A 21,586-nucleotide genomic window follows, 5' to 3' on the forward strand; every position below is an offset into this window, starting at 1 on the left:
GCAGCTTTGCGGACTACGGCCGGCTGTCAGGCAAGAAACTGGATGAGCTGCGCGCCGGCGCCCGGGTCGAGATCGGCGAGGCCAAGCGAGATCCCCTGGATTTCGTGCTCTGGAAAGCGGCTAAGCCGGACGAGCCGCACTGGCCCTCGCCCTGGGGCGAGGGGCGCCCGGGCTGGCACATCGAGTGCTCGGCCATGTCCACGCGTTACCTGGGCAACCATTTCGACCTGCACGGCGGCGGCCAGGACCTGCAGTTCCCTCACCACGAAAACGAGATCGCCCAGAGCGAGGCGGCAACCTGCGAGCATTTCGTCAACTACTGGATGCATAACGGGTTCGTGCGCATCAACGAGGAGAAGATGTCCAAGTCGCTGGGCAACTTCTTCACCGTGCGCGAGGTGCTGGCCCGCTACCGGCCCGAGGAGGTGCGCTTTTTCATCCTCGGCAGTCATTACCGCAGCCCGCTGAACTACGGCGACGAGCAGCTGGATGCCGCGCGGTATGCCCTGACCCGGTTGTACACCAGCCTGCGCGGCCTGCCCGACGCCGAGCCCGCCGGGGGCGGCGAATACGAGACGCGCTTCACGGCGGCCATGAGTGATGACTTCAATACGCCGGAGGCCGTCGCCGTGCTGTTCGACCTGGCGCGGGAGATCAACCGACTGCGCGAGGATCAGGGCCTGGAGGCCGCCGCCCCGCTGGGCGCCGAGCTGCGCCGTCTGGGCGGCCTGCTCGGCCTGCTGGAGGACGATCCGGAGGCCTATCTGCAGGGAGCGGGGGAGGCCGACGTCGATGAAGCGGCCGTGCAGGCGCAGATCGAGGCTCGCAACCGGGCCCGTGCCGAAAAGGACTGGGCGGAGGCGGACCGGATTCGCGACCAGCTGGCGGCGCAGGGGATTCTGCTGGAGGACGGCGCCGGTGGGACGACCTGGCGCCGGGGATAGTCAGGCGGCGCCTCAGTCTTCGTGGCGGGCGCAGGCCAGCAGGGTGTTCTTCATGAGCATGGCCACGGTCATGGGGCCGACGCCGCCCGGCACCGGGGTGATGTAGGCGGCGCGTTCGGCCGCCGCGGCGAATTCCACGTCGCCGCAGAGCTTGCCTTCCGCGGTGCGGTGCATCCCGATGTCGATCACCGTGGCGCCCTCCCTGATCCAGTCGCCTTTGACCAGACCGGGCTTGCCGGCGGCGGCCACGACGATGTCGGCCTGGCGGGTGTGGTAGGCGCTGTCGGCCGTGAAGCGGTGACAGGTGGTGACGGTGGCGCCGGCCATCAGCAGCTCCAGCGCCATGGGCCGTCCCACATGGTTGGAAGCGCCCACCACCACGGCGTGGCGTCCCTTGTAGGTTTCGCCGATGCTGTCCAGCAGGCGCATGACGCCGAACGGCGTACAGGAGCGCAGGGTGGGCATGCGCACGGCCAGACGGCCGATGTTGTAGGGATGAAAGCCGTCCACGTCCTTGTCCGGCCGGATGCGCTCGATGACCGTCTCGGTGTCGATGTGGGCGGGCAGGGGCAGCTGAACCAGGATGCCGTCGATGGTGGGATCGTCGTTCAGCTCGTCGATCAGCGCCAGCAGGGTCTGCTGGGACGTTTCCGCCAGCAGATCATGGGCCTTGGACAGGATGCCGATCTCCTCGCAGGCGGTGCGCTTGTTGCGCACGTAGACCTCCGAGGCGGGGTCGTCGCCGACCAGGATTACGGCCAGGCCGGGCGCACGGTGGCCGCGTGCCAGGCGTTCGTCCACCTCGGATTTGATTTCGCTGCGGATGCCTGCGGCAATGGACTTGCCGTCGATCAGGGTGGCGGGCATGAGGGGTCCGTCAGGTGGCTGGCTGTCGAGGCAGCGAATTTTCGCATGTGCCACAAGGGTGGGACAAGCGGGGAGGGATTCGGGTATGATTTCACAATTGACGCGTCAGAAAGTGGGCGGTAGTATGCGCGCCGTCGCCTGCCGGACGTCGGCCCGGTGTGCATGATGCCGGGGTATAGCGCAGTCTGGTAGCGCGCCTGCTTTGGGAGCAGGATGTCGGGGGTTCGAATCCCTCTACCCCGACCACTCCATGCGGACGAGCCCATGGCGCACCCAGTGAACCGCGCCCGTAGCTCATGCGGATAGAGCATCGGCCTTCTAAGCCGAGGGTAGTAGGTTCGAATCCTACCGGGCGCGCCATATAATCCGGCGTTCGGCCGGTGGATGTTGCGACGCAATAGTGGTGGGCGTAGCTCAGTTGGTAGAGCCCTGGATTGTGATTCCAGTCGTCGTGGGTTCGAGTCCCATCGCCCACCCCACTTCCCGTCTAGGGGCCGTTAGCTCAATTGGTAGAGCAGTGGACTCTTAATCCATTGGTTGAAGGTTCGAGTCCTTCACGGCCCACCATTTTTCCAAGGCCTGGCTTGACGCCAGGCCTTTTTGTTTTCAACCGCTTAGCTTCCGTTCGTTCCCGAGCGGGCGGTATAGCAGGTATACTGTGGCAAATTGGCGCGAAAGTGGCGGAACTGGTAGACGCGCTGGATTTAGGTTCCAGTGGGGTATCCCGTGAGAGTTCGAGTCTCTCCTTTCGCACCACCGCACGAATGACCGGAGGCGGCAGTGCACCGTCTCCCCGAATGCGATAGATGAATTATGTCTGATAGAGGTGACAACTCCATGCAAGTTTCCGTCGAGTCCACGGGCAGCCTTGAACGCAAGATGACCGTGGAGGTGCCTTCCGATCGCATCGATCAGGAGGTTGAAAAGCGGCTCAAGTCGCTCGCCGGCCGTGTGCGCCTGGATGGTTTCCGCCCCGGCAAGGTGCCTTTCAAGGTCGTCAAGCAGCGCTATGAGGAAGGCATGTACCAGGAGGTCGTGGGCGATCTCATGCAACGCACCTTCCAGGAGGCCGTGGTCCAGGAAAAACTGCGTCCCGCCGGCAGCCCGGCGATCGAGACCCAGGTGAGCGGTCCCGGCAAGGGCCTGCAGTACACCGCGACCTTCGAGGTTTACCCGGAGATCGCACTGTCCCCCGTGGATGGTTTGGAGATCAAGCGCCCCAAGGTTGAGATCGGCGAGGCGGACATCGACAAGATGATCGAGAACCTGCGCAGCCAGCGCAGTACCTGGGAGCCGGTGGAGCGCGCCGCGGGGCAGGGCGACTCCATCACCATCGATTTCGAGGGCAGCCAGAACGGCGAGCCCTTCGAGGGCGGCAAGGGCGAGGACGTGCCGGTCGAACTGGGCGCCGGTCGCATGATCCCTGATTTCGAGCGCCAGCTGGATGGTCTCAAGGCGGATGATGAAAAGACCATCGACGTCACCTTCCCCGACGACTATCAGGCCGAGCAGCTCAAGGGACAGACCGTCCAGTTCGCGATCAAGGTCAAGAGCGTCTCCGAACGTCGCCTGCCCGAGATCGACGAGGAATTCGTCAAGTCCTTCGGGGTCGAGGACGGCAAGCTCGAGTCCCTGCGCGCCGACGTTCTCAAGAACATGCAGCGCGAGTTGGACGAGCGCATTCAGCAGCGCGTGAAGACCCAGGTCATGGATGCGCTGGCCGGGGCCAATGAAATCGAAGTGCCCAACGCCCTCATCAAAGAGGAGACGGACCGCCTGCGCCACGAGGCCATCCATTCCTACGGGCTGAGCCACGATGTCCAGCTGCCGGACGAGCTGTTCGCCGACCAGGCCAAGCGGCGGGTTACTCTGGGTCTGATTATCGGTGAGCTGGTGCGCCAGCAGGATCTGAAGGTGGATCCCCAGCGGGTCGAGGAAACGCTTGCGCGTCTCGCCGCCAGCTACGAAGATCCACAACAGGTGATCCAGTACTACCGCAGCCAGCCACAGGCCATGGCCAGTGTCGAAGCGATGGTGATCGAGGATCAGGTGGTCGATTGGGTTCTGGAGCAGGCCAAGACGGTCGATGAGCCGGTCGCCTTCGACGAAATGATGAATCCCAGCCAGGGTGCTGAAAGCGAGGCAAGCGAGTGATGAACGGATCAGATTCAAGAAACGGGGCGCAGGACACGCGCGCCCTGAATCTCGTGCCGATGGTCGTCGAGCAGACGGCGCGCGGCGAACGGGCCTACGATATCTATTCACGCCTGCTCAAGGAGCGCGTGATCTTCGCGGTGGGTCCGGTCGAGGACTACATGGCCAATGTGATTGTGGCTCAGCTGCTGTTCCTCGAATCGGAGAATCCCGACAAGGATATTCACCTGTACATCAATTCTCCCGGCGGTTCGGTGACCGCGGGCATGGCGATCTACGACACCATGCAGTTCATCAAGCCCCACGTGAGCACGCTGTGCATCGGCATGGCGGCGAGCATGGGCGCGGTGCTCCTGGCGGGCGGGGAAAAGGGCAAGCGTTACGCCCTGCCGCATTCGCGGGTGATGATCCACCAGCCCTCAAGCGGCTTCCAGGGGCAGGCGACCGATATCGACATCCATGCCCGCGAGATCCTCAAGACACGCGAGGAGCTGAACCGGATACTCGCCAACCACACCGGCCAGGACGTGGACCAGATCCAGCTGGATACCGAGCGCGACCGCTTCATGAACGGCTCGGAGGCGGTGGAATACGGCCTGATCGACAAGGTGCTCAACAAGCGCGGCAACGAGCCCGTCTGACGCCCGCCGCAGCCGAGGGAACGGCCCTGCGATGTCCCTAGTTTCCCTCGGCTTGCATCGCGGCGGTAATCAGGGCATGTTGTAGCAAAGGATGGTCGAGGTATAGCAATGAGCGACGACAAGCAAGACGGGCACGACAACGGTAAGTTGCTCTACTGCTCTTTCTGCGGCAAGAGCCAGCATGAGGTGCGCAAGCTGATTGCCGGTCCTTCCGTTTTCATCTGCGACGAATGTGTCGAACTCTGTAATGACATCATCCGCGAGGAGATGCAGGAGCAGTCTGCTGCCGTCGGCAACAAGCTGCCCACCCCCCATGAGATCAACAACATCCTCGACGAGTACGTCATTGGCCAGAATCGTGCCAAGAAGGTGCTTTCCGTCGCGGTCTACAACCACTACAAGCGTCTGGAGACGCGTGCGGGCAAGGAAGAGGTCGAGCTCGCCAAGAGCAACATCCTCCTGATCGGCCCCACCGGCTCGGGCAAGACCCTGCTGGCCGAGACCCTGGCCCGGCTGCTGAACGTTCCCTTCACCATTGCCGACGCCACCACCCTCACCGAGGCGGGCTACGTCGGCGAGGATGTCGAGAACATTATCCAGAAGTTGTTGCAGAAGTGTGACTACGACGTCGAACGTGCGCAGACCGGCATCGTCTATATCGACGAGATCGACAAGATCTCCCGGAAGTCCGACAACCCCTCCATCACCCGGGACGTGTCCGGCGAAGGGGTCCAGCAGGCCCTGCTGAAGCTCATCGAGGGCACCGTGGCCTCGGTGCCGCCCCAGGGCGGCCGTAAGCATCCGCAGCAGGAGTTCCTGCAGGTCGATACGCGCAACATCCTGTTTATCTGCGGCGGCGCCTTCTCCGGCCTGGAGAAGGTGATTCGCGACCGCACCGAGAAGACCGGCATCGGTTTCTCGGCCGACGTGAAGAGCGAGGATACCCGCAACCTCAGCGAGGTGCTGGTCGGGGTCGAACCCGAAGATCTTATCCACTACGGGTTGATTCCGGAGTTCGTCGGCCGCCTGCCGGTCCTCGCCACGCTGGAGGAACTGGACGAACAGGCGCTGGTGCAGATCCTGACCGAACCCAAGAATGCGCTGACCAAGCAGTACGGCAAGCTGTTCGAGATGGAAGGCGTGGAACTGGAATTCCGCGAAGATGCCCTGTACGCCATCGCCCGCAAGGCGATGGAGCGCAAGACCGGCGCGCGCGGACTGCGTACCATCATGGAGCAGGTATTGTTGGATACGATGTACGACCTGCCTTCCCAGGAGGAAGTGGGCAAGGTCGTGGTCGACGAGGCGGTGATTAATGGCGATGCCAAGCCGTACCTGATCTATGAGGGCAAGGATCGTTCCCAGGCCTCGGCCGAAAGCTAGTCCGGCCTCCAGCCCGGTTTCTGTCTATGCCTTCCCTTGAAGTCAGGGACCGGCATCCCCATTACAACACCAATGTCCCATTCGCCCGGGCCGAGACCGGGCGAATCCTTCCCTCAATCTGGTGATATTTCATGTCCGAAGAGCAGAACATCGACCGCGAACACGAACAAGACGTGCACAACGTACCGGTGCTGCCCCTGCGCGATGTGGTGGTTTATCCCCACATGGTGATCCCGCTGTTCGTGGGGCGGGAGAAGTCGATCAAGGCCCTGGATGCGGCCATGGCCAGCAACAAGCAGATTCTGCTGGTGGCGCAGCGCAGCGCCGAGGTCGACGAGCCCGAGGCCGGCGATCTCCATCAGATCGGTACCCTGTCCACCATTCTCCAGCTTCTGAAACTGCCTGACGGCACCATCAAGGTGCTGGTCGAGGGCACCGACCGTGCCCGTCTGGAGAAGCTCACCGAGCAGGACGAGCACTTCGTGGCCGAAATCGAGGTGCTCAAGGCCGCCGAGTCCGCCGATTCGCGCGAAATCGAGGTGCTGGGCCGTTCGGTCATGGGCCTGTTCGACCAGTATGTGAAGCTCAACAAGAAGGTGCCGCCCGAGATTCTCACCTCGCTGGCGGGGATCGACGATCCCGCCCGTCTCGCGGATACCATCGCCGCTCACATGTCTCTCAAGCTCGAGGAAAAGCAGCATATCCTCGAGATCGAGGACGTACGTGCCAGGCTGGAACACCTGATGTCGCTGATCGAGGGCGAGATCGATCTGTTGCAGATCGAAAAGCGCATTCGCGGCCGCGTCAAGCAGCAGATGGAAAAGAGCCAGCGCGAGTACTACCTCAACGAACAGATGAAAGCCATCCAGAAGGAACTGGGTGACATGGAAGAAGCGCCGAACGAGATCGAGGAACTCGAGAACAAGATCGAGAAGGCCGGCATGCCCAAGGACGTCAAGGCCAAGGCCACCAGCGAGCTCAACAAGCTGAAGATGATGTCCCCGATGTCAGCCGAGGCCACCGTGGTGCGCAACTACATCGACTGGCTGGTCAGCGTGCCGTGGAAGAAAAAGACCAAGGTGCGTCACGACCTGAGCGAGGCGCAGCGTGTTCTCGACGAGGACCACTACGGCCTGGAAAAGGTCAAGGAACGCATTCTGGAGTATCTGGCCGTTCAGCAGCGCGTCAAAAAACTCAAAGGGCCGATTCTGTGCCTGGTTGGGCCGCCGGGGGTGGGCAAGACCTCGCTCGGCCGTTCCATCGCCCGTGCCACAAACCGCAAGTTCACCCGCATGTCGCTGGGCGGCGTGCGCGACGAGGCGGAAATCCGCGGCCACCGGCGTACCTATATCGGTTCATTGCCGGGCAAGCTGGTTCAGAACCTGTCCAAGGTCGGTGTGCGTAACCCGCTGTTTTTGCTCGACGAGATCGACAAGATGGCGATGGATTTCCGTGGCGACCCGGCCTCGGCGCTGCTGGAGGTGCTGGACCCCGAGCAGAACAACGCCTTCAACGATCACTATCTGGAGGTCGATTTCGACCTGTCGGATGTGATGTTTGTGACCACGGCGAACAGCATGAACATCCCGGCGCCTTTGCTGGACCGCATGGAGGTGATCCGGCTGTCCGGTTACACCGAGGATGAAAAACTCAACATCGCGATCCGTTATCTGATTCCCAAGCAGATGAAGAACAACGGTCTTTCGCCCGAGGAGGTGAGCCTCTCCGAGGCGGCGGTGCGCGACGTGATCCGCTACTACACCCGCGAAGCGGGTGTGCGTAACCTGGAACGCGAGATCTCCAAGATCTGCCGCAAGGTCGTCAAGGAGCACCTGCTCGACGAGAAGAAGGGCAAGACCGCGATCATGCCGCGCAATCTCGACAAATACCTGGGCGTGCGCCGTTTCCGTTACGGGCGTGCCGAAGAAAAGGATCAGGTCGGCCAGGTTACCGGTCTGGCGTGGACCGAGGTGGGCGGCGAACTACTGACGCTCGAGTCGACGATCATGCCCGGCAAGGGCAACATCATCCGCACCGGTCAGCTGGGCGACGTGATGAAGGAGTCCATCGAGGCGGCACGTACCGTGGTTCGCTCGCGCGCGAATGTCCTCGGTATTCAGCCCGATTTCTTCGAAAAGCACGACATCCATATTCACGTCCCGGAAGGCGCCACGCCCAAGGACGGACCGAGTGCGGGTATCGGCATGTGCACCGCGCTGGTGTCGGCCATCACCGGTATACCGGTGCGGGCGGATGTGGCCATGACGGGCGAGATCACCCTGCGTGGCGAGGTGCTGCCTATCGGCGGTCTGAAGGAAAAGCTTCTGGCGGCTCATCGTGGCGGCATTACCACGGTGCTGATTCCGGAAGAGAACGAAAAGGACCTGGTCGAAATCCCCAAGAACATCAAGTCGAAACTCGACATCCATCCGGTACGGTGGATCGACGAGGTGCTGGAGATAGCCCTGCAGCATATGCCGACGCCGCTGGACGAAGAGAAAGTCCCCGAGGTCCGCAAGAAGTCTGCTAAAGAAAGCAAGAAAAGCACGCTGAGACCGCATTAATCAGTGCTTATATATGCCTGCAGCCGGGGTGAATTTCATCCCGGCTGTTTTGTTGACAGCCTTCTGAGGCGCTTGGTATAAAACGTGAACCCTGAGATTGCCTCACAGGTACAACAGGGATTACCCACTTTGTCCGTCTGCCGCCAAAAGCCTACATACTGATGGGGGAGGGCTATGTAGCCCGAACGAGCCAGTAGGCCGACTTGCTCTCGTTGCAGTCAGGACCCGATCAACCTGCAAAGCGTAAAGGAATCATCGAATGAATAAAGCCGAACTGATCGATGCTGTGGCTGGTAATGCCAATCTTTCCAAGGCTGATGCCGGCAGGGCTGTAGATGCCCTCGTCGAGGTTGTCAGCAACACCCTCAAGTCCGGCGATCAGGTGACGATCGTTGGTTTTGGCACCTTCCAGGTGCGCCGTCGTGATGCGCGCAGCGGCCGCAATCCGCGCACCGGTGAAACTATTCAGATTGCCGCTTCCAATGTTCCTTCATTTAAGGCTGGTAAAGCCCTGAAGGATGCCGTAAACTAGCGCGCCTTCTGAGGGAGGGTGCTTAGCTCAGTTGGTAGAGCGTCGCCCTTACAAGGCGAATGTCGGGGGTTCGACTCCCTCAGCACCCACCAGTCGGTAAGAGATTAGGAGTGGTAGTTCAGCTGGTTAGAATACCGGCCTGTCACGCCGGGGGTCGCGGGTTCGAGTCCCGTCCACTCCGCCATATGAAGTAAGCGAAAGGGGTGCCCGATGGCGCCCCTTTTTGCTATCTGAACTGCTGCAGTTATCGGATTCAGCGAATGATCGGGTTATCATTCGTACCCTTCGGAAACATCAGGCGCCAAGCATGCTGCAAACCATTCACGATCGAGCCAAGGGCTGGATTGCCTACGCCATCATCATCCTGATCACGATCCCCTTCGCGCTGTGGGGCATCGAACGCTATTTCGGTAACGGCGGCAAGCGCGTCGCGGTCGAGGTAAACGGTACCGAAATCAGCACCCAGGCATTCATGAACGCCTATCGTCAGCAGGAAGACCGTTTGCGCAACCTGCTCGGCGGCACGATCCCGGCCGGCATGCTCAACACCGACACCCTGAAGCAATCCACCCTCCAGGGCCTGATTCGCCAGACTCTGCTCGACCAGGTCGTCGCAGATGCCGGTTACCGGATCACCAACCAGCAATTGTTCCAGCGCATCAAGTCCTTCCAGGTATTTCAGGTCAACGGTCAGTTCAGCGTCCAGCGCTATGAACAGATACTCGCATCGCAACGCCTCAGCAAATCCAAGTTCGAGGGGCAGATCCGTCAGGAAATGCGTGTAGAACAGATGCAGAATGGCCTGATCCGCACGGGGTTCGTGCCGCCCTCGAATGCCGAGGATTTTCTGCGGCTGCAGCATCAGACGCGTGATTTCGACTATGTGCTGATCCAGCCGGCCGCGTTCAAAAAGAGCTCGGTGCCCGACGCCAAGACCATCGGCGACTATTACACCGCGCACAAGAGCGACTTCATGAGTCCCGAACGGGTCCGCCTCGACTATGTCGAACTGGATCCCAAGGCGCTTGAACAGGCCGTTAAGCCGACTGAAGCGGAACTCAAAAAGTACTATCACGCCCATGCCTCCCAGTTCCAGACAGCCGAACAGCGACGCGCCAGCCAGATTCTGCTGAACCTGCCCCAGAATGCCGATGCCGCTCGTGTCGCCTCCGTCGAAAAACTGGCACACGAGATCGAAACCAAGCTCAATGGCGGGGCGGATTTCGCCAAGCTTGCGGAGAAATACTCCAACGACAGTTACAGCAAGAAGCACGGCGGCGATCTGGGCTATATCGCCAAAGGCGATATGTCTCCCGCCTTCGAGCAGGTCCTGTTCTCGCTTGCCAAGGGGCAGGTCAGCCAGCCGGTACGCACCCGCCAGGGGGTGGTAATCATCAAGCTGACGGGTATCAAGCCGGGTCAGGTGCGCAGCTTCGATCAGGCGAAGCAGGCCGTGGAGCAGGCCTACCGCAAGCAGCATGGGATGAGCCGCTTCAACGATCTGGTCGAAAAACTGCAGAACGTCAGCTACGAGAATCCGAACAGCCTGCAAGCTGCCGCGGATGCCGTGGGTGGAGAGGTCAAGTACAGCGGCTGGATCACACGCAAGGAAGGCGCGGGCATCGGCGCCAATCCGAAGGTGCGCAAGGCGGCATTCAGCGACGATGTTTTCAAGCAGAACTACAACAGCGACCTGATCGACCTGCAGGGCGGGGCGGTCGCGGTGGTTCGCATCAAGGACAAGCAGGCGCCGCGTCAGCTCAAGCTCGACGAGGTGCGTGATCAAATCAGGCAGCAGCTCGAAACGCAGACCATGCAGACCAAGGCCCGGGACGCAGGCAAGCAGTCACTGCAGACGCTGCTTGCGGGCAAGAAATCCCTGCAGCGTGTCGCCGCGACCTATCAGGCCCGGGTGCAGGCCGTGCACGACGTGGTGCGCACCAAACAGGGTATTCCGCAATCCGTATTGAATACGGCCTTCAGCCTGCCGCATCCGGCCAAGGGCCAGACCGTCTACGGCGGTGTGGCGCTTCCCGACGGTGGTTATGCGCTGCTTGAACTGCGTGACGTCAAGGTCGGCAGCTTTAAACCCGACGAGATGCAGGGCGCCGAGCGTCTGAACGGCGTCACTTACGGCAATCTCGAGTTCGATGCCCTGTATCGTGCACTCGAGGGCCAGGCCAAGATCAAGGTCTACAAGAAGAATCTGTAGCGAGGGCTGGTTGATTCGGGCCTTCGCGGTGCAGGGTATGCCGGTCGAATGCCTGCTGCGCGGGGAATCAAAGTCGCGCCCGCGCTTGTACCTGCCTTCTCGCATGCCGATAATTTCCCGATGAAATTGTTCAGCCTTGTCTAAGATGTTCAGGCTTCAGCTTCACTGGCAGATTCTCATCGCCCTGGGCCTGGCCGTGCTGGTGGGGCTCGCCGCCGGGCCCGAGACGACGGTGCTGGGCGTCAAGCTGCATGCGGTGCTGGCCTTTTTCGGCACGCTTTTTCTGAACGCCCTCAAGATGCTGATTGTCCCGCTGGTGGTCTCCTCGATCATCATGGGCATGAGTGGAGTCGCGACGGAGCACGGGGTCGGTCGGCTCGGCCTCAAGACGCTTTCCTACTACGTGTTCACTTCCCTGCTTGCGATCCTGATCGGCGTGCTGTTCGTCAATTTGATCCAGCCGGGCGTGGTGGACGGTCAGCCGGCGAAAGCGATCCTGGGATTGCATGCGGGCACCCAGGCGATCACCCAGCAGGTCGCAGGGCATGGCATGCATGACGTGCTCGAGGTCTTTCTGCGCATGATCCCCGTCAACATCGTGGCTGCGGCCGCCGAGGGGCAGATGCTGGGCCTGATCGTCTTCAGTCTGCTGGTGGGTTATTTCATCACCCGCCTGAACGAACCGCAGCGCGGCACGCAGGCCAGTTTCTGGCAGGGCATGCTCGACATCATGATGATGATGACCGATCTGGTCATGCGCTTCGCGCCCGTGGGCGTGTTCGCGCTGGTCGGCAAGGTCATTCTGGAATCCGGCCTGGATGCCTTCAGGCCGCTTGCGGTGTTTTTCCTGACGGTGCTGCTCGCGCTGGCCGTGCACTTTCTGGTGGTGCTGCCGCTCCTGCTGCGGCTGGTGGGGCGGGTCAATCCGCTGCGGCATTATCGCGCTATGCTGCCGGCCCTGCTGACGGCATTTTCCACCAGTTCCTCTTCCGCCACCCTGCCGGTCACCATGGAGTGCGTGGAGAAGAACGCCGGCGTTTCCAACCGGACGACCAGTTTTGTTCTGCCCCTGGGAGCGACCGTCAACATGGACGGCACGGCCCTATACGAATGTGTGGCCGCGCTGTTCCTGGCCCAGGCCTATGGCCTGCACCTGGGATTTGTCGAGCAGTTCACCGTCATCGTGCTGGCGCTGATGACCTCGATCGGCGTGGCCGGCATTCCGGCCGCGAGTCTGGTGGCGATCACGATCATCCTGTCCAGCGTCGGCCTGCCGGCGGAGGCTGTGGGGCTGATCTTGGCGGTGGACCGGATCCTGGATATGTGCCGGACCAGCGTGAACGTGTTCAGCGATTCGTGCGGTGCGGTGATTATCGCGCGCACCGAGGGCGAGAAGTCGGTCCTGCAGGGCTGAAGACCGTACGGCCCTGCAGCCCTGCAGGACACGTACGGCCTCAGTAACCTGACATGCCGATGATGTTGAAGCCGGAATCGACGTAGGTCACCTCGCCGGTAATGCCCGACGCCAGGTCGGAGCACATGAAGGCGGCGGCATTCCCGACTTCCTGGATGGACACGTTGCGGCGCAGCGGTGCATTTTCCTGCACGTGATCCAGCATCTTGCGGAAATCCCCGATGCCGGCCGCGGCCAGCGTCTTGATCGGCCCGGCCGAAATGGCGTTCACACGCGTGCCCTCCGGCCCGAGGCTGTAAGCCAGATAGCGTACGTTGGCCTCCAGGCTGGCCTTGGCGATACCCATGACGTTGTAGTTCGGCATGGCGCGTTCGGCGCCGAGATAGCTCAGGGTGAGGATCGAGCCGTTGCGGCCGTTCATCATCTGCCGGGCGCCCTTGGCCAGGGCGGTCAGGCTGTAGGAGCTGATCTCGTGGGCGAGGGAGAAGCCGTCACGGGTCACGTTGTCGAGGAAATCGCCTTCCAGCATCTCCTTGGGGGCATAGGCCACCGAGTGCACCAGGATGTCGAGGTGGTCCCAGTAATTGTCCAGACCCTCGAACAGCGCATCGATCTCGGCGTCGCTGGAGACGTCACAGGGCAGGGTGATGGACGAGTCGAATCCCGCGGCAATCTTCTCGACGCGTTCCTTGAGACGCTCATTCTGGTAGGTAAAGGCCAGTTCGGCCCCTTCACGATGCATGGCCTCGGCGATGCCGTAGGCGATGGAACGGTTGCTCGCGACACCGACGATCAAGGCGCGTTTGCCGGAAAGAAAGCCCATTGAGTACTCCTGTCTTGTTCTGGTCGGGGACCGGTTGCCCGGTCTCGGAAAGGGCAATGATAGGCACCCTGTGCCGTCGAGACAATCCATGCCGCCGGTCGGCTGCACGGTACAGCATACGCAAGTACAATGCCCGAAAAGGTGCCGGGAGACTCTATGGGACCGCGTTTCACGCTCAAGGACCTGCTGCTGTTCAGTTTGCTCGCCGTGGTCATCGTGCTGGTCGTGCTGGCCATGTATCAGGTGGACCGGCAGTGGCAGAAGCTGGCGGATATCCAGTCCACCCTGCAGGAACAGGCCGCCGATCTGCGGCGGCTGCGTCAGTCGGTGCACGAGATGCCCCGTACGCCGGCCGACCGGCAGGGTGCGGCCGACGCAACCGGGGCGGTACCCCCGGCCTTCCAGCGTGCATACCAGGCCACCCGGCAGCCCGGCTACGCCCAGGGCGGCTGGATCGTCCAGGCCTTCGCCATGGGGCTGAAGACCCTGACGCCCTTCGTGTCCACGGATGCCTACGCCTCGGAGATCCAGAACTACATACTTGAGTCCCTGCTGACTCGTGATCCCGACACCCTGGCCTGGCAGGGACTGCTGGCACGCGACTGGACGGTCAGCAAGGACGGCCTGAAGATCAGCTTCGATCTGCGCCGCAACGCCACCTTTTCGGACGGCAAGCCCGTCACCTCGGCAGACGTGGTCTTCACCTATCACTTCATCATGAATCCCGCGATCGCGGCGCCGCGCGAACGCGCCTACTACGACAAGATCAAGCGGGTCTACGCGGAAGGGCCCGGCCGTGTGGTGTTCGAGTTCAAGGAACCGTATTTCAACAGCCTGGCGCTGGCCGGCGGTATGCCGATCCTCGCCAAGCACTATTACGAAAGCTATCTGAAGCAGCCAGAAAAATTCAATCAATCCAAGGCTTTGCTGTTCGGTTCCGGACCCTACCGTCTGAAGGAGGGCAAGGACTGGACGCCCGATGTGGGGCTGGTGGAGCTGGACCGCAATCCGCGATACTGGGGGCCCGTGCAGCCGGCGCCCCGGCGTTTGATCTGGAAGATCATCGAAAACGACAGTGCCCGGCTGACCACCTTCCGTAACGGCGACATCGACGTCTACGGCGCGCGGCCCCGCGAATACAAACAGCTGGTCGCCGACAAGGCCCTGGCAAAGCGCACCCGGCATTTCGAGTACCTCAGTCCGACCGCGGGTTACAGCTATATCGGCTGGAACGAATCGCGCAAGGACAAGCCGACCTGGTTTGCCGACCGTCGTGTCCGACTGGCCATGACCTATCTGACCGACCGGGCCGGGATCATCCGCCACCTGATGCAGGGCTATGCCGAGCCGGCCGTCAGCCCGTTCATCGACAGCAGTCCCCAGCACGACCCGGCCCTCAAGCCGCGCCTCTACGATCTGGCCAGGGCCAAGCAGCTGCTGCGCGAGGCGGGCTTCAGGGACCGCAACGGCGACGGCGTGCTGGAGGACGCCAAGGGGCGTCCGTTCAAGTTCAAGATGACCTTTTTCCAGGGCAGCGAGGACACCCGCCGCATCGCGCTTTACCTCAAGGACCTGTATGCACGCGCCGGCATCGTGATGCAGCCCGCACCCACCGAATGGGCGGTGATGCTGGACAAGATCAAGCACCGCGATTTCGATGCCATCATGCTCGGCTGGACCAGCGGGGTGGAGGTGGACATCTACCAGATGTTCGACAGCAGCCAGATCGAAAACGGCGGCGACAACTTCATCGGCTACCGCAATCCCAAGCTGGACCGGTTGATCACCGAGGCGCGCGGTACGGTGGACGAGGCCAAGCGCATGCCGTTATGGCAGGCCTGCGAACGGATCCTGTACCACGACCAGCCCTACACCTTCCTGATGCGCCGCAAGAGCCTGGTGTTCGTCGACCGCCGCATCCATAACCTGCAGGTCACCAAGCTGGGCCTGAATCTGGGACTGGTGCCGATGGAGATTTATATCCCCAGTGCGGAACAAAAATATACGGACTGAGCCTGCGCCGTGACGGCCTACATCCTGCGACGCCTGCTGTTGATGATTCCGACCCTGCTCGGTATCACGATCGTCGTCTTCACGGTCATGGCCGCCTCGCCCGGCGGGATCAGCGCCCAAAGCCTGATCGAAGGGCAGAACCTGGAGCCGGAGGCCAAGCGCGCGCTGGAGGATTATTACAACCGCCTCTACGGCCTCAATTCGCCCCCGCCCGTGCAGTACCTGCGCTGGCTGAACAACGTGATGCCGATCGGATTCGTGTTCGATCACGAACATCACATCGCCGGCTTTTCCTTCACCAAGGGATCGAATCTGGGCATGAGTTTCCGCTACGGACGCCCGGTGCTGGAGCTCATCAAGGAACGCCTGCCCATCACGCTGTTGCTGAACCTGCTCTCCATTCCGCTGATCTATCTGATCGCGATCACCTTCGGCGTACGCGCCGCCACCGACCGCGGCGGCGGTTTCGACCGCCTGACCAGCATCACCATGCTGGGCCTGTGGTCCGTTCCGACCATGCTGACCGGCGTCCTGTTGATCGGATTCTTCGCCAGCGAACAATACTGGCAATGGTTTCCGACCGCAGGACTGAGCCAGCGTACCGCCCTGGACATGCCGTTCATGCCGCATTGGTCGAATCTCTGGGATGCCCTGCTGCTGGGCGTGAGCGCGCTGCTCGGGACCGGGCTGATGGTCGCACTGGCGCGGTTTCTGAGGCGTACGGGCAACCTGGCGATCATGGCCGTGCTGGGCGTGGCGGGCGGTTTGTGGATGGTCGACGTCCTGCCCCAGGCCGGTTGGGTGCTGTGGGTGCTGCTGCCCGTGGCGCTCGGTACGATGCTTGGACTGCTCGGCTGGACCGGATTTACCAGCCTGCGGGTCGCGGCGATGGGCCTGACCGGGCTGTTTGCGGGTGTCCTGCTCGCCTCGTATTTCGTAGATGGCGGATTTGTGCGCGGATTTTTATTCGACCGTCTCTGGCATCTCGTGCTGCCGGTGCTGTGTCTGACCTATGGCGGCTTCGCCTTTCTCGCCAAGCTGACGCGCTCCGCAGTGCTAGAGAATCTGCATGCGGACTATGCCCGTACCGCGCGCGCCAAAGGCGTGCCGGAACGGCAGGTGCTGTGGCGCCACGTGTTTCGCAACAGCCTGCTGCCCCTGATCACCGTGTCCGCCAGCCTGCTGCCCAGTCTGCTGGCGGGCTCGGTGATCGTCGAATCGCTGTTCAGTATCGACGGCATGGGCAAGCTGGCCGTGGAGGCGGTGCAGGGGCGGGATCGGGAACTGGTGCTTTCCATCACCCTGATCAGCGGGCTGCTGACTCTGATCAGCTACCTCATCGCCGACATTCTGTATGCCATGGTGGACCCGCGGGTGAGTTATGAATGAGGCGGTGAAACAAAGTGGCTACGCAGCCGGCATGCTGCGCCTGATGCTCAAGCAGCTTGGTGCCAGGCTGGGGCTGGTCTGGATCGGGCTCCTGGCCTTTGCGGCGGTTTTCGCACCGCTGCTGGCGAACTCCCGGCCGCTGCTGCTGAGCGAGCACGGGCATTTGCAGAGTCCGGCCCTGGCGGCGTTCACGCCGGCCGACGCGACCCTGCTGTTGATGTTCCTCAGCTCGGGCATCCTGTTCTGGCCGCGTCTGCCGTTCCTGCGGCGTCTGGCGATCTGGCTGGCGGGCGGGGCGATTATCACCACGCTGAGCCTGATTCTGCTACACCCACCGCAGATTACCGTGTACGAACAGTACCGGGAGGCCGAGGCCGCCGGCCGTTATGACTGGGTTGTTCACGCACCCATTCCCTATTCGGCCCGCGACTACCAGCGTGACCGGGGTGACGTCGCCCTCCAGGCACCATTGGCCGACCCCGGGCATGTGCACTGGCTGGGCACGGACGCCAACGGCGCCGACGTGCTGAGCCGCATGATTCACGCCTCACGCATCGCACTGGCCATCGGTTTCATCGCTACCGGCATCGCCATGCTTATCGGCACGATCCTCGGGGGCCTGATGGGCTATTTCTCGGGCATCGTGGACATCGTCGGCATGCGTCTGGTGGAAATCTTCGAGGCCGTGCCGACGCTGTTTCTGCTGCTGACCTTCGTCGCCTTTTTCGGACGCAGCCTGTACCTGATGATGGTGATCATCGGGCTCACCGCCTGGCCGGGCTATGCGCGTTACGTGCGCGCGGAATACCTCAAGCTGCGCGCGCAGGACTTCGTTCAGGCCGCGGTCGCCGGCGGTCTGCCGCTGCGCTCCATCCTGTTCCGGCACATGCTGCCGAACGCCATGGCGCCCCTGCTGGTGGCGGCCAGCTTCGGCGTCGCTTCGGCCATCCTCGCCGAGGCGACGCTCAGCTTTCTCGGTCTCGGCCTGGTCGACAGCCCCTCCTGGGGGCAAATGCTCAACCAGGCCGTGCAGTCGTCCACCTTCTACTGGTGGATGGCGATCTTCCCCGGCGGTGCGATCTTTTTCACGGTGTTCGCCTACAACCTCATCGGCGAGGCGTTGCGCGACGTGATCGACCCCTACCTGCAGCGGTGAGCGGACGATGACCACGCCTTTGCTCGAAGTGCACGACCTGCGGACCTGGCTGCACGTATCGGGACGCCTGATCAAGGCGGTGGACGGCGTGGATTTCGAGGTCAGGCGCGGCGAGACCTTCTGCCTGGTCGGCGAATCCGGCAGCGGCAAGTCGGTGACGGCCCTGTCGATTCTGCAATTGCTGCCTCCCGACCGTGTCAGCCATCCGACCGGACGGATCCTGCTGCACGACGCGGGTGGACAAGATGACATCCTGGCCATGGACGAATCGAGCCGCTGCGAGCTGCGGGGCGGACGGATTGCCATGATCTTTCAGGAGCCGATGACCTGTCTCAATCCGGTGATGACCGTCGGCGATCAGATCGGGGAGGCCTTGTCGTTGCATCGCGATGATCTGCACCCCGATCACCTCCGGGTGCAGGTCATCGAGTCCCTGCGGGCCGCGCAGATCGATCATCCGGAACAGCGCTTCAGCGCGTATCCCCACCAGCTGTCGGGCGGGCAGCGCCAGCGCGCCATGATCGCCATGGCCCTGGCCTGCGAACCGGATCTGCTGATAGCGGACGAACCGACCACGGCGCTGGATGTCACCGTGCAGGCAGGAATCCTGGAGTTGATGAAGTCGCTGCAGGCCGAAAAGGGCATGAGCATCCTGTTCATCACCCACGATCTGGGCGTGGTCGCGCAGGTGGCCGATCGGGTAGCCGTGATGCGTGCCGGCAAGATCGTGGAGCAGGGCGAGGCGGACGACGTGCTGTACAGCCCGCGCCACGACTATACCCGGCAACTCATCGATGCCCTGCCGGAAAACCTGCCCCGCACTCCGCGGGGGCATGATGGGGCGACCCCGCTGATCGAGCTGCAGGATTTGTACGTCCACTTCCCGGTACGCAAAGGCATACTGCGTCGCGTGGTAGACCACGTGAAGGCGGTCGATGGCGTCAGCCTGCAGATCAATCAAGGGGAGGTGCTCGCGCTGGTGGGTGAATCCGGGTGTGGCAAGACCACCATGGGGCGCGCGCTGCTGGGCCTGCAACCCGTGACCCGCGGCAACATCCGTTTTCATGGCCGCGATCTGCAGGGGTTGCGGGCATCTTCTTGGCGCGGCTTGCGACGCCATTTGCAGATTGTGTTCCAGGATCCCATGTCCTCGCTGAATCCACGCCTGACGATTGCCCAGGCCCTGATCGAACCGATGCGCGTGCACGGCATCGGCGAGAACGAGGAGGATCGTCTGGAGCGGGCGCGCAGCGTGCTGCGCCAGGTGCGTCTGGAGGAGGATTCGTTGTGGCAGCTGCCCCAGGCCTTTTCGGGCGGACAGCGGCAACGCATCGGAATCGCACGCGCCCTCGTGCTGGAGCCGGATTTCCTGCTCTGCGACGAGATCACCAGCGCCCTGGATGTTTCCGTGCAGGCCGAACTGCTTCAGTTGCTGCTGGAACTCAAGCGCGAACGCGGGCTGACGCTGATGTTCATCACCCACAATATTGCCGTGGTGGAATACATCAGTGACCGGACGGCCGTCATGCGAGACGGTCGCATCATCGAAGTGGGCGAGACCGCCCGCGTATGCGGGTCGCCGCGCGATCCCTACACTCGCAGCCTGCTCGCGGCCGTACCGCGCCTGTACCCGGCCAGATCCTGAGAACGCTACGTCTGCGTAACGAAGGATGTCTGGCGGGCAGGGCAGAGAGGCGGGGGTGGACCGCTCCGGTCCGTACTCAGGTGACGATGAACTCCATCTTCACGCCGGCGATCTCGATGACGTCGTGATTGCTGAGCGGATGGGCGACGATGCCGATGTCGTCTCCGTTGACCAGCGGCCTGTGATTGTCGGGCCCGCCGTCGATATGTAGCAAAAAGAAGCCCTGCGGACGACGGGTGATGGCCGCGACTTGGGCACCGGGTTTGCCGAGCGTGGTCAGGGCCTTGGCGAGATGCAGTTCCTTTCCGGTGTTGGCGCCGCTCAGTATCTGTAGTTTGGCCGAATGCGACTGTGTGTCCGGGTGCTGGGCGTGTTTGGTGGCCTCGGCATATTCCGCCGAGAGCTTGCCCATGGTTTGTTCGGACAGTTCCTTGGCGCCGTCGCGGCTGGGCATCCCCACCGTATCGGTACGAATGATCAGGGTCTTTTCGAAATCGTCGTCTTCCTTGCCTTCCTCCTCACCCTGCGGCGCGCTCGCCGGTGCTTCAAATTCGTTGACGTACTTCAGGGTATGTTTGCCGATCGTGATGACATCCCCGTCCTTCAGGGCGTGTTTCTTGATCAGCTTGGCGTTGACGTAGGTCCCGTTGGTGCTGTTGAGATCCTCGAGGAAGGAATCGTTGAGAATGGTGATGATCTGGGCGTGATGGCCGCTGACGGCCAGATTATCGATATGAATATCGTTGTCGGGCTTGCGGCCGATCTTCACGCACTCCTTTTCGATAGGGTGCTCGGAAAGGGTACGGTCGTGTAGGGAAAGTATGAGCTTAGACATATGCAGTTGCCCGGAACTCAGAAGAGCCAGTCAGTTAGCTTTTGGTAAAGCGATTTTTCCGCCGGGAATGCCTTGAGAATCCTGACCAGCATTACCGAGATGTTGTCCTTGCCGCCGTTGTCGTTCGCGAGCTTGATGAGGCGGTCGGCGGTTTCATCAAGGTTAGCACCATAGTCCTGAATAGTTAAGCGGATGTCCTCATCCTCGACCATGTCGTTGAGGCCGTCGGAACACATCATATAAACGTCTCCAGGCAGCACCAGGTCCTCGTTGATGTCCACCGCCACGGTGGGCTCGATGCCCAGCGCACGGGTCACGAGGTTCTTGTTCAGGGATTCCTTGGCTTCTTCGCTGGAATAAAAGCCGCGGTCGACCAGTTCCTGCAGCAGGGAATGGTCCGCCGTGATCTGTTCCATGCGACCACTGCGTATCCGGTACATGCGGGAGTCGCCGACGTGGGCGACGGTAAGACGATTGTCGTAGAAACCGGCCAGCACGATCGTGGTGCCCATGCCCTGGTATTGGGGCTGGCTGCGCGCCGTTTCGTAGATCGCCTTGTTGCCGAGCAGGATAGAGTCTCGCAGGATCAGGCTTTCCTTGGTGTAGCCGGTCTCCTCATCCATTTCGCCGGCGTTTTTCAGGCGGGGCAGTTCATTGCCCAGGTGTTCGATGATCGTGTTGATCGCGATGGCGCTGGCGACTTCGCCACCCTTGTATCCACCCATGCCGTCAGCGAGCGCTACGCAGCCGATTTCGATGTCATCGCCGATACTGTCTTCGTTGTGCGAGCGGACACGACCGGTGTCGGTCCGTCCGGAGATGGCGATTTTCCCTTTGAGGTTCATATGGCGCGGCGCTCTCGGTCGTTATTTATATGATTGCCTGAAAACGGAAGCCTCTGCTTCTGGGGATCATTCGGCGCGGAGTCATTAGCCTACCCGCAATGTCGAGACCGGCGCCAGAATGGATCGTCTGCAGATCCGCAAGCGGTGCGGCTGAAGGGATCCGCGCGTG

16 protein-coding genes and 7 tRNA genes are annotated in these 21,586 nt (G+C 61.9%); 19 read left to right on the forward strand and 4 right to left on the reverse strand.

Features of this window, described 5'->3' with window-relative positions; translation table 11 throughout:
* Nucleotides 1-944, forward strand: a 944-nt coding sequence (cysS, locus tag P8Y64_03605; GenBank protein MEJ2059565.1) for a cysteine--tRNA ligase, incomplete at its 5' end; no start/stop codon positions are given.
* Nucleotides 945-956: 12 nt separating this feature from the next.
* On the opposite strand, the gene folD is transcribed toward cysS, so the two are convergent.
* Nucleotides 957-1,811, reverse strand: a complete 855-nt coding sequence (folD, locus tag P8Y64_03610) for a bifunctional methylenetetrahydrofolate dehydrogenase/methenyltetrahydrofolate cyclohydrolase FolD (protein ID MEJ2059566.1) — start codon at nt 1,809-1,811, stop codon at nt 957-959.
* A gap of 169 nt (nt 1,812-1,980) precedes the next feature.
* Here folD and P8Y64_03615 point away from each other — a divergent pair.
* The 14 genes from P8Y64_03615 to P8Y64_03680 all read left to right on the forward strand — a co-directional run bounded on the left by P8Y64_03615 (nt 1,981) and on the right by P8Y64_03680 (nt 12,711).
* Nucleotides 1,981-2,057, forward strand: a tRNA-Pro gene (locus tag P8Y64_03615).
* Between the two features lie 37 nt (nt 2,058-2,094).
* Nucleotides 2,095-2,171, forward strand: a tRNA-Arg gene (locus tag P8Y64_03620).
* 43 nt (nt 2,172-2,214) lie between these two features.
* Nucleotides 2,215-2,290, forward strand: a tRNA-His gene (locus P8Y64_03625).
* Between the two features lie 12 nt (nt 2,291-2,302).
* Nucleotides 2,303-2,378, forward strand: a tRNA-Lys gene (locus P8Y64_03630).
* Nucleotides 2,379-2,482: 104 nt separating this feature from the next.
* Nucleotides 2,483-2,567: transfer RNA gene (locus P8Y64_03635), tRNA-Leu, on the forward strand.
* Between the two features lie 81 nt (nt 2,568-2,648).
* Nucleotides 2,649-3,965, forward strand: a complete 1,317-nt coding sequence (gene tig / locus P8Y64_03640) for a trigger factor (protein ID MEJ2059567.1) — start codon at nt 2,649-2,651, stop codon at nt 3,963-3,965.
* Entirely contained in the window at nt 3,965-4,606 is a 642-nt protein-coding gene (clpP, locus tag P8Y64_03645) for an ATP-dependent Clp endopeptidase proteolytic subunit ClpP (GenBank protein ID MEJ2059568.1), read from the forward strand. The genes tig and clpP overlap by 1 nt, the downstream gene beginning before the upstream one ends.
* Nucleotides 4,607-4,714: 108 nt before the next feature.
* On the forward strand, nt 4,715-5,989 hold the full coding sequence (clpX, locus tag P8Y64_03650) for an ATP-dependent Clp protease ATP-binding subunit ClpX (protein ID MEJ2059569.1): 1,275 nt from the start codon (nt 4,715-4,717) through the stop codon (nt 5,987-5,989).
* Between the two features lie 131 nt (nt 5,990-6,120).
* On the forward strand, nt 6,121-8,553 hold the full coding sequence (lon, locus tag P8Y64_03655; protein MEJ2059570.1) for an endopeptidase La: 2,433 nt from the start codon (nt 6,121-6,123) through the stop codon (nt 8,551-8,553).
* Between the two features lie 259 nt (nt 8,554-8,812).
* Entirely contained in the window at nt 8,813-9,085 is a 273-nt protein-coding gene (locus P8Y64_03660; GenBank protein MEJ2059571.1) for an HU family DNA-binding protein, read from the forward strand.
* A 16-nt stretch (nt 9,086-9,101) separates the two neighbouring features.
* Nucleotides 9,102-9,177: transfer RNA gene (locus P8Y64_03665), tRNA-Val, on the forward strand.
* 15 nt (nt 9,178-9,192) lie between these two features.
* Nucleotides 9,193-9,269: transfer RNA gene (locus P8Y64_03670), tRNA-Asp, on the forward strand.
* Between the two features lie 123 nt (nt 9,270-9,392).
* The gene (locus P8Y64_03675; protein ID MEJ2059572.1) at nt 9,393-11,297 is read left to right on the forward strand and encodes a SurA N-terminal domain-containing protein; all 1,905 of its coding nucleotides are present in this window, start codon (nt 9,393-9,395) and stop codon (nt 11,295-11,297) included.
* Nucleotides 11,298-11,442: 145 nt separating this feature from the next.
* Nucleotides 11,443-12,711, forward strand: a complete 1,269-nt coding sequence (locus tag P8Y64_03680) for a dicarboxylate/amino acid:cation symporter (protein MEJ2059573.1) — start codon at nt 11,443-11,445, stop codon at nt 12,709-12,711.
* Between the two features lie 40 nt (nt 12,712-12,751).
* On the opposite strand, the gene P8Y64_03685 is transcribed toward P8Y64_03680, so the two are convergent.
* On the reverse strand, nt 12,752-13,534 hold the full coding sequence (locus P8Y64_03685; GenBank protein MEJ2059574.1) for an enoyl-ACP reductase: 783 nt from the start codon (nt 13,532-13,534) through the stop codon (nt 12,752-12,754).
* A 156-nt stretch (nt 13,535-13,690) separates the two neighbouring features.
* On the opposite strand from P8Y64_03685, the gene P8Y64_03690 reads away from it, so the two are divergent.
* The 4 genes from P8Y64_03690 to P8Y64_03705 are packed head-to-tail and all read left to right on the forward strand — an operon-like array spanning nt 13,691 to nt 19,737.
* Nucleotides 13,691-15,547 (forward strand): peptide-binding protein, encoded by a 1,857-nt coding sequence (locus P8Y64_03690; GenBank protein ID MEJ2059575.1) that lies wholly within the window; start codon nt 13,691-13,693, stop codon nt 15,545-15,547.
* A gap of 9 nt (nt 15,548-15,556) precedes the next feature.
* Nucleotides 15,557-16,936 (forward strand): ABC transporter permease, encoded by a 1,380-nt coding sequence (locus P8Y64_03695; GenBank protein ID MEJ2059576.1) that lies wholly within the window; start codon nt 15,557-15,559, stop codon nt 16,934-16,936.
* Nucleotides 16,929-18,092 (forward strand): ABC transporter permease, encoded by a 1,164-nt coding sequence (locus P8Y64_03700; protein ID MEJ2059577.1) that lies wholly within the window; start codon nt 16,929-16,931, stop codon nt 18,090-18,092. Before P8Y64_03695 ends, P8Y64_03700 begins: the two co-directional genes overlap by 8 nt.
* A 7-nt stretch (nt 18,093-18,099) precedes the next feature.
* A complete protein-coding gene (locus tag P8Y64_03705; GenBank protein MEJ2059578.1) occupies nt 18,100-19,737 on the forward strand; it encodes a dipeptide ABC transporter ATP-binding protein in 1,638 nt (545 codons plus the stop codon).
* Between the two features lie 76 nt (nt 19,738-19,813).
* Here the strand turns inward: P8Y64_03705 and P8Y64_03710 are convergent, their stop codons facing one another.
* Nucleotides 19,814-20,572, reverse strand: coding sequence for an FHA domain-containing protein (locus P8Y64_03710; GenBank protein ID MEJ2059579.1), 759 nt, complete (start codon nt 20,570-20,572; stop codon nt 19,814-19,816).
* A gap of 17 nt (nt 20,573-20,589) precedes the next feature.
* Nucleotides 20,590-21,417 carry a Stp1/IreP family PP2C-type Ser/Thr phosphatase gene (locus P8Y64_03715; GenBank protein MEJ2059580.1) on the reverse strand — a complete coding sequence of 276 codons (828 nt, stop codon included), beginning with the start codon at nt 21,415-21,417 and terminating at the stop codon, nt 20,590-20,592.
* Nucleotides 21,418-21,586 lie beyond the last annotated feature (169 nt).

This window comes from Gammaproteobacteria bacterium (assembly GCA_037388465.1).
Classification (GTDB): domain Bacteria; phylum Pseudomonadota; class Gammaproteobacteria; order SpSt-1174; family SpSt-1174; genus JARRKE01.

Coding starts and splice junctions, on each gene's coding strand:
- folD (MEJ2059566.1), bottom strand. CDS start 1,811: ATGCCCGCCACCCTGATCGACGGCAAGTCCATTGCCGCAGGCATCCGC.
- P8Y64_03660 (MEJ2059571.1), top strand. CDS start 8,813: ATGAATAAAGCCGAACTGATCGATGCTGTGGCTGGTAATGCCAATCTT.
- P8Y64_03685 (MEJ2059574.1), bottom strand. CDS start 13,534: ATGGGCTTTCTTTCCGGCAAACGCGCCTTGATCGTCGGTGTCGCGAGC.
- P8Y64_03715 (MEJ2059580.1), bottom strand. CDS start 21,417: ATGAACCTCAAAGGGAAAATCGCCATCTCCGGACGGACCGACACCGGT.
- P8Y64_03700 (MEJ2059577.1), top strand. CDS start 16,929: ATGAATGAGGCGGTGAAACAAAGTGGCTACGCAGCCGGCATGCTGCGC.
- P8Y64_03710 (MEJ2059579.1), bottom strand. CDS start 20,572: ATGTCTAAGCTCATACTTTCCCTACACGACCGTACCCTTTCCGAGCAC.
- clpX (MEJ2059569.1), top strand. CDS start 4,715: ATGAGCGACGACAAGCAAGACGGGCACGACAACGGTAAGTTGCTCTAC.
- P8Y64_03705 (MEJ2059578.1), top strand. CDS start 18,100: ATGACCACGCCTTTGCTCGAAGTGCACGACCTGCGGACCTGGCTGCAC.
- P8Y64_03690 (MEJ2059575.1), top strand. CDS start 13,691: ATGGGACCGCGTTTCACGCTCAAGGACCTGCTGCTGTTCAGTTTGCTC.
- lon (MEJ2059570.1), top strand. CDS start 6,121: ATGTCCGAAGAGCAGAACATCGACCGCGAACACGAACAAGACGTGCAC.
- P8Y64_03680 (MEJ2059573.1), top strand. CDS start 11,443: ATGTTCAGGCTTCAGCTTCACTGGCAGATTCTCATCGCCCTGGGCCTG.
- P8Y64_03675 (MEJ2059572.1), top strand. CDS start 9,393: ATGCTGCAAACCATTCACGATCGAGCCAAGGGCTGGATTGCCTACGCC.
- clpP (MEJ2059568.1), top strand. CDS start 3,965: ATGAACGGATCAGATTCAAGAAACGGGGCGCAGGACACGCGCGCCCTG.
- tig (MEJ2059567.1), top strand. CDS start 2,649: ATGCAAGTTTCCGTCGAGTCCACGGGCAGCCTTGAACGCAAGATGACC.